The organism is Streptomyces sp. NPDC054847, from assembly GCF_053610925.1.
This window is the reverse complement of the sequence record NZ_JBSGZJ010000398.1, coordinates 1-6,548: the sequence shown is the minus strand read 5'-3', so window position 1 is coordinate 6,548 and position 6,548 is coordinate 1. Positions and strand designations below refer to the sequence as shown.

Below are 6,548 nucleotides of genomic sequence, written 5' to 3'. Positions count from 1 at the left end.
GGAACCGCACCACGCGGCTCCCGCCCCCGCCCTTTTCGGTGCAGAAGAACAAACGGAAGGTCAGCCACGTGACTGCCGCCGACACCAAGGCCGCCGGCCCGCCGGTACCCGTACCACGTGCCCCGAAAGGCACCGGCCCCAGGCCGGCGCCCGAGAAAGGGATCAGCGGCTCCGGCCGGAAAAAGCGGAAGAAGGGAGAGCTTCTCCCGTACCTGCTGATCCTCCCGGCGCTCGTAGCGGTCGCCGCGGTCTACGCCTTCCCGCTGGCGAAGACCGTGATCATGTCCTTCCAGGACATGGGGCGCAAGGAGCTGTGGACGGGCGAATCGCCGCCCTGGGTCGGCCTCGAGCAGTTCACCAACATCCTGGGCGACGGCGAGTTCTGGTCGGTCACCGGTCGCACCGTCGTCTTCATGGTCGTCTGCGTGGGCCTGACCATGGGTATCGGACTGCTGCTCGCCCTGCTGATGACCCGGCTGACCACATGGGTGCGACTGGTGCTGACGGCGGCGCTCGTCGCTGCCTGGTCGATGCCCCTGATGGTCGCCGCCTCCATCTTCCGCTGGCTCTCCGACTCCGACTACGGCCTCATCAACACCCTGATAGCGAAGGTCGCGGGCGAGGACTTCCTCGGCCACAACTGGTTCCTCGACCCGAAGCAGGGATTCGCCATCATCGCCCTGCTGGTGGTCTGGGGCGCCATCCCCTTCGTGGTCATCACCCTGTACGCGGCCCTCACCCAGGTGCCCAAGGAGCTCGAGGAGGCCGCGTCCCTCGACGGCGCGAACGCGCCCGCCGTGTTCCGCTTCGTCACCTGGCCGGTGATCCGCCCGGTCTTCACCATGGTCGCCACCCTCTCGGTGATCTGGGACTTCAACGTCTTCGGGCAGATCTGGCTGCTGCGCGGCAACAAGCCGGAGCCCGAGTACGAGACCCTCGGCCTCTACTCGTTCTCCAAGGCCTTCGAGTCCACCTCGTTCAGCCAGGGCACCGCGATCGCACTGATCACCGTTCTGCTGCTGTCCGGTGTGGCCGTCTACTACCTGCGTCAGCTGATGAAGACAGGAGAGGTCGAATGAGCACCTCCACCGCTCCCTCCCCGGCCGGCGCCGGACAGGACCTGCGGCCCGACCGCAAGAAGTCCCGCTGGCACTACGACCTCATCGGCCTGATCACCGCCGTCCTGATGGCCTTTCCGGTGTACTGGCTCGTCATCAGCGCCCTGCGGCCCAACCATGAGATCCGGTCCTACGACCAGACGCTCTGGCCCTCGTCGCTGACCTTCGACAACTTCGCGCGCGCGGTGAAGCAGGAGAACTTCGCCACCGCCGTGCAGTCGAGCCTCATCGTCTCGGTCACCGCGGTGGTCGGCGGAATGATCATCGCCACGCTGGCCGCCCTGGCCATCGGCCGGTTCCGCTTCTTCGGCCGCAAGGCGCTGCTGATGGTGCTGATCCTGGTCCAGATGCTGCCGCCGACCGCGATGCTCATCCCCATCTACGCGCAGCTCAACGCCATCGGCGGGCTCGACGAGTACTGGGGCCTGATCGTCGTCTACCTCGTCTCCACGCTGCCGTTCGCGATCGTCATGATCCGCGGGTTCGTGGTGAACATCCCCGTGGAGCTCGAGGAGTCCGCGATGGTCGACGGCTGCACCCGCATGGGGGCCTTCCGCCGCGTGATCTTCCCGCTGCTCGCCCCCGGCCTCGCCGCGGCTTCCATCTTCGCCCTGGTCAACGCGTGGAACGAGTACCTCTTCGCGTACATCCTGATCAACGACAACTCCAAGTACACGCTCAACGTCTGGCTGATGACGTTCACCACCGAGCGTGGAACGGACTACGGCGCCCTGATGGCGGCCTCCACACTCATCGCACTGCCCGTCGTCGTCTTCTTCATGATCATCCAGAAGAAGATGGCCGCAGGGCTCACCTCGGGCGCAGTGAAGGGATAACGCCACCTCATGACGACTCTGGTACGTGGCTCGTCAGGCACCCTGACCCGCGACGCGCTCACCATCCTCCAGCCCGGCTTCGTCGGCACCACCGCGCCCGACTGGCTGCTGCGGCGGATCGGTGAAGGACTCTGCGCCGTCGGCCTGTTCGGCCGCAACATCACCTCACCCGGCCAGCTCACCGCGCTCACCGCCCGGTTGCGGGCGGAACGCGACGACGTCCTCGTCGCCATCGACGAGGAGGGCGGTGACGTCACCCGGCTCGAGGTGCGCAACGGCTCCTCGTTCCCCGGCAACTACGCGCTGGGCTCGGTCGACGACGTGGACCTCACCCGCGCCGTGGCGCACGAGTTGGGGCGCCGGCTGGCCGCGTGCGGGGTGGACCTCAACTGGGCGCCGTCCGCCGACGTCAACTCCAACCCGGACAACCCCGTCATCGGGGTGCGTTCGTTCGGCGCCGACACCGCACTGGCCGCCCGCCACACCGTCGCCTATGTCGAGGGCCTGCAGGCCGCCGGCGTGGCCGCCTGCACCAAGCACTTCCCGGGGCACGGCGACACCAACGTGGACTCGCACCACGCGGCGCCGCGTATCGATGTGGACCTCGACACGTTGCACGCCCGTGAGCTGGTGCCTTTCAGGGCGGCCATCGCAGCGGGTTCCAAAGCGGTGATGAGCGCGCATATCCTACTTCCCGCGCTCGACCCCGACCGTCCCGCGACGCTGAGCCCGCAGATCCTGACCGGTCTGCTGCGCGAGGAGCTGGGCTACCAGGGCCTGATCGTCACGGACGGCATGGAGATGCAGGCCATCTCGTCCACGTACGGCATCGAGCGCGGCTCGGTCCTCGCGATCGCCGCCGGTGCCGACGCCATCTGCGTCGGTGGCGGCCTGGCCGACGAGGAGACCGTACTGCGACTGCGCGACGCGCTGGTCGATGCGGTGCGGAACGGCGACCTGCCCGAGGAGCGGCTGGCCGACGCGGCGGCACGTGTACGTGCCCTCGCGGACTGGACGCGGCGGGCCAGGGGGGCTGCAGCAGAGCCGGGCGCGGCTTCACAGGAGGGGACCGCGCCCGGCTCCGACACCGAAATCGGTCTCGTCGCGGCGCGCCGCGCGGTGCGGGTCACTCCGGGCGGACGGCCGTACGAGCCGGTCACCGAGGCCCCGTACGTGGCGGCCTTCACCCCCATCGCCAACATCGCTGTCGGGGACGAGACTCCGTGGGGCGTGGCCGCCGAGCTGACGGCTCTGCTGCCCGGTACGGAGACCGGCACCTATGCCGATGAGGGCGATACGCCCGGGTTGGTGGCAAATGTGCTGGAGGCGGCGGCGGACCGTAGGATCGTCGCTGTGGTTCGCGACGTCCACCGCCACCCGTGGATGGCGAACGCCCTCGAGGCGCTCCTCGCGGCCCGTCCCGACACGGTCGTGGTCGAGATGGGCCTGAACCGGGCGGCGCCCGCGGGGGCCCTGCACATCGCTACCCATGGCGCCGCCCGCGTCTGCGGACGCGCCGCCGCGGAGGTCATCACCGGCCGCTGAGCCGGGAATGGACCTGCGTGGACCGTGCAAGTGCCGGGCGGGCGCCGTCGGCGTCGCCGCCCGGCACCCTGAGCGCCATCTGGAGGCAACGGGCATGTCCGCCACGACGTCGGCCGAGCACGAGGAGCACCCGGGCCGGATCATGTCCGGCGAGATGGCGCAGCAGCCGGCGGTCCTGCGGCGCATCCTCGACGAGGGCGCGCAGAGGATCGGGGAGGTGGCGTCGGCGATCGCGGCGAAGAAGCCGCGCTTCGTCCTGCTGACGGCGCGCGGCTCTTCCGACAACGCCGCGCTGTACGCGAAGTACCTGATCGAGATCCGGCTCGGCCTGCCGTGCGGACTGACCTCCATGTCCACCACCACCGCCTACGGCGCCCGTCCCTCGCTCGCCGACGTCCTGGTGATCACGGTCAGCCAGTCCGGCGGTTCGCCCGACCTGGTGGCGTCCACGAAGGCGGCGCGGGAGGCCGGCGCGGTGACCCTGGCGGTGACCAACAACCCGGACTCGCCGCTGGCCGCGGTCTCCGAGTTCTCGATCGACATCATGGCCGGCCCGGAGAGGGCCCTTCCGGCCACCAAGACCTACACCGCCTCCCTGCTGGCCCTCCACCTGCTGGTGGAGGGCCTGCGTGGTGGTGAGGCCCCGGCGGCCGGACGGCTGCCGGAGCTGGCCGGGCAGATCCTCGGCCGGCAGGACGAGGTGCGGGCGCTGGCATCGCGCTACCGCTTCGCCGAGCGCATGGTGATCACGTCGCGGGGCTACGGCTACCCGACGGCGAGGGAAGCGGCGCTCAAGCTCATGGAGACGAGCTACATCCCCGCGCTGGCGTACTCCGGCGCGGACCTGCTGCACGGGCCGCTCGCCATGGTCGACAACGTCTCCCCGGTGATCGCGGTGGTGCCGGACGGCAAGGGCGGCGAGGCGCTCCAGCCGGTGCTCGACCGGCTCCGTGGCCGGGGAGCGGACCTCTTCGTGGTGGGCCCGGCAACCCAGGTCGAGGCCGCGTCCGCGGGCTTCGTACTGCCCACGGAGGGCGTGCCGGAAGAGCTCCAGCCGATTCTGGAGATCCTTCCGCTGCAACTGCTCGCGTACGAGGTGACCATCGCCCGCGGGCAGGACCCGGACGCGCCGCGGGCGCTGGCGAAGGTGACGGAGACGCGCTGAGCCGGGTCGTGCGGCGGGGGCCGTGATCGCGACGGGCGGGTGTGATGAGGGGCCCGCCCGTCGTCCACGACGGTGTATAAGTATGGTGGCGGAACTTAACGCGCCCCAGGCATGGACAGAGCCGAATGGTCTAGTCCACAATCGATACTGCACAAGCCTCCGCCCTCCCCGCACAGGAGGGTGGAACGAGGTCCCCGGCGCTCTCTGCCCTGACTGCGCCGAGACCTCCCACGGCCGACCGGGACCGCACACCCTTCGGCCGCGCAACTCCGGGCTGCGGTGCCGGACGGGTTGAGGGTCCCGTCGCGGCGCCGCGGCCCGCGGGTACCCTCGCTGACGTGCCCTCCATGAACGAACTCGTCCGCCAGCACACCGCTCTGAGTGAGTCAGACCTCGAGTGGCTCCATCTGCTGGTCTCGGAGTGGCAGCTGCTCTCCGACCTCTCCTTCGCCGACCTCGTGCTGTGGGTGCCCACCCGCGACGGCACGAGGTACGTCTCCGTCGCCCAGATGCGGCCGAACACGGGCCCCACCTCGTACCAGGACGACATGGTCGGCCATCTGGTGCCGCGCGGCCGGCGTCCGCTGCTGGACGCCGCTCTGGACGAGGGGCGGATCGTGCGCGAGGGCGACCCCGAGTGGCGCGAGGAGGTGCCGGTCCGGGTCGAGTCCATCCCTGTGCGCCGCGAGGGCCGTGTGCTCGGCGTCATCGCGCGCAACACCAACCTGCTCACCGTGCGCACCCCGTCACGGCTGGAGCTCACCTACCTCCAGTCCGCCTCCGACCTGGCGCAGATGATCGCCGCCGGCACGTTCCCGTTCCCCGGGGAGCAGGTCGAGATGGATTCCTCGCCGCGTGCCGGTGACGGGCTGATCAGGCTCGACGCGGACGGCATCGTCCAGTACGCCAGCCCCAACGGACTCTCCGCGTACCACCGTCTCGGCCTGGCCTCCGACCTCGTCGGCCAGCATCTGGGCCAGGTCACCGCCGAACTCGCTCCCTCCCGCGGACCGGTCGACGAGGCCCTCGTCAAGATCGCCAGCGGATACGCGCCCCGCGAGACCGAGGTGGAGGGCAACGGCGGAGTCATCCAGCTGAGGGCCATCCCCCTCAAGCCCAAGGGGGTACGCATCGGTTCCTTGGTGCTCCTGCGGGACGTGACCGAACTGCGCCGCCGAGAGCGGGAGTTGATCACCAAGGACGCGACCATCCGGGAGATCCACCACCGGGTGAAGAACAACCTCCAGACGGTGGCCGCGCTGCTGCGCCTCCAGGCACGCCGGATGGACTCCGTGCGCGGCCGCGAGGCGCTCAACGAGGCGGTACGGCGTGTGGGTTCGATCGCGATCGTGCATGAGACGCTGTCCCAGAATCTGGACGAGCGTGTGGAGTTCGACGACATCGCCGACCGCGTGATCGCGATGGTCGCGGAAATCTCACCCGGCAAGGTCGACTGCCGGCGCACCGGCCGCTTCGGGATCCTCGACGCCGAGATCGCCACACCGCTGTCCATGGTGCTCACCGAGGTGCTCCAGAACGCCCTGGAACACGCCTTCTCACAAGGGGAGCAGGGTTCGGTGGAGGTCGCGGCGGTCCGTGGCGACGCCCGCACGGAGAACGCCCGGCTGCTGATCACCGTTCAGGACGACGGCCGTGGCCTGCCGGAGGGCTTCGACCCGCAGCGGACCGGGAACCTGGGGTTGCAGATCGTACGGACCCTGGTCGAGGGGGAGTTGGGCGGGACGTTCGACATGGTCCCGGTCCCCGCGCCGGGGCGCGGCACCCGGGTCGTTCTCGACATCCCGGTGCCGGACCGGCGTTAGGGCTCTCTGCTCAGGCGCAGCTTGCCGGGCCGGCCCTTGCTCGGTGCGGCCCGGGCCGCAC

5 protein-coding genes are annotated in these 6,548 nt (G+C 69.9%); all 5 read left to right on the top strand.

What is annotated here, in order from left to right:
- The first annotated feature begins 68 nt into the window (after positions 1 to 68).
- The 5 genes from ACWGH4_RS28370 (at position 69) to ACWGH4_RS28350 (ending at position 6,487) form a co-directional block, all read left to right on the top strand.
- Positions 69 to 1,079 carry a carbohydrate ABC transporter permease gene (locus ACWGH4_RS28370; protein ID WP_453465944.1) on the top strand — a complete coding sequence of 337 codons (1,011 nt, stop codon included), beginning with the start codon at positions 69 to 71 and terminating at the stop codon, positions 1,077 to 1,079.
- Positions 1,076 to 1,954 (top strand): carbohydrate ABC transporter permease, encoded by an 879-nt coding sequence (locus ACWGH4_RS28365; protein WP_453465942.1) that lies wholly within the window; start codon positions 1,076 to 1,078, stop codon positions 1,952 to 1,954. Before ACWGH4_RS28370 ends, ACWGH4_RS28365 begins: the two co-directional genes overlap by 4 nt.
- 9 nt (positions 1,955 to 1,963) lie before the next feature.
- Complete coding sequence (locus ACWGH4_RS28360) at positions 1,964 to 3,499, top strand: glycoside hydrolase family 3 protein (RefSeq protein ID WP_453465940.1); 1,536 nt, start codon at positions 1,964 to 1,966, stop codon at positions 3,497 to 3,499.
- Positions 3,500 to 3,593: 94 nt separating this feature from the next.
- A complete protein-coding gene (locus tag ACWGH4_RS28355) occupies positions 3,594 to 4,664 on the top strand; it encodes an SIS domain-containing protein (protein ID WP_453465938.1) in 1,071 nt (356 codons plus the stop codon).
- 347 nt (positions 4,665 to 5,011) lie between these two features.
- Complete coding sequence (locus ACWGH4_RS28350; protein WP_307710482.1) at positions 5,012 to 6,487, top strand: PAS domain-containing sensor histidine kinase; 1,476 nt, start codon at positions 5,012 to 5,014, stop codon at positions 6,485 to 6,487.
- Positions 6,488 to 6,548: the final 61 nt, after the last annotated feature.